Genomic DNA, 776 nt, shown 5'->3' with positions numbered 1-776 from the left:
GCTGTTGCTCGGGCGTATGTGCGTGGCGGTGCGGTGGACTGGCGTGCGTTCTTCGCTGGTGTCGGGGCGCGGCGGGTCGGGTTGCCGACGTATGCGTTTCAGGGTGAGCGGTTCTGGCCTGATGTCGTGTCGTTGGTGGGTGGGGATCCGGAGTCGGTTGGTCTGGGGGTTGCGGGTCATCCGTTGCTGGGTGCGGCTGTGGGGCTGGCCGGCAGTGATGGGTTCTTGTTCACGGGTGTGTTGTCGGCGGGTGTGCAGGGGTGGCTTGCCGATCATGTGGTGCTGGGTTCGGTGGTGTTGCCGGGTACGGCGTTTGTGGAGTTGGCGCTGCATGTGTCCGGGCGTGTGGGGTGTGGGGGTGTTGAGGAGCTGACGCTGGAGGCGCCGTTGGTGTTTCCGGAGGGCGTTGGTGTGGGGTTGCAGGTGTTGGTGGAGGCTGCTGATGCTGGGGGTCGGCGGTCGTTCGGGGTGTTTTCGCGGCGGCGTGACGCGGTGGGTGGTGAGCCGTGGGTGCGGCATGCCACGGGTGTGCTGGCGCCGGTAGCCGCTGATGCAGTGGCGTCGGTGGGGGAGTTGGGGGTGTGGCCGCCGGAGGGTGCGGTGGCTGTGGATGTTGAGGGTTTGTACGGGGAGCTTGCGGAGTCGGGTCTGGCGTATGGGCCGGTGTTCCGTGGGCTGCGTGGGGTGTGGCGGCGCGGGGACGAGCTGTTCGCCGAGGTGGTGCTGCCGGAGCAGGCCCAGGACTCCGCGGCCGCCTTCGGACTCCACCCCGCACT

General features: G+C 68.6%; 1 protein-coding gene. It reads left to right on the top strand.

Going from position 1 to position 776, the window contains the following annotated elements; genetic code table 11:
- Positions 1–33: 33 nt before the first annotated feature.
- Positions 34–776 (top strand): polyketide synthase dehydratase domain-containing protein (locus IE249_RS35505; protein ID WP_229860046.1); only part of this gene is annotated, 743 nt, incomplete at its 3' end.

It is taken from the genome of Streptomyces anandii JCM 4720, assembly GCF_014650655.1.
Taxonomy (GTDB): domain Bacteria; phylum Actinomycetota; class Actinomycetes; order Streptomycetales; family Streptomycetaceae; genus Streptomyces; species Streptomyces anandii.
The sequence above is the reverse complement of the archived record's forward strand: the minus strand, read 5'-3'. Positions and strand labels throughout refer to the sequence as shown.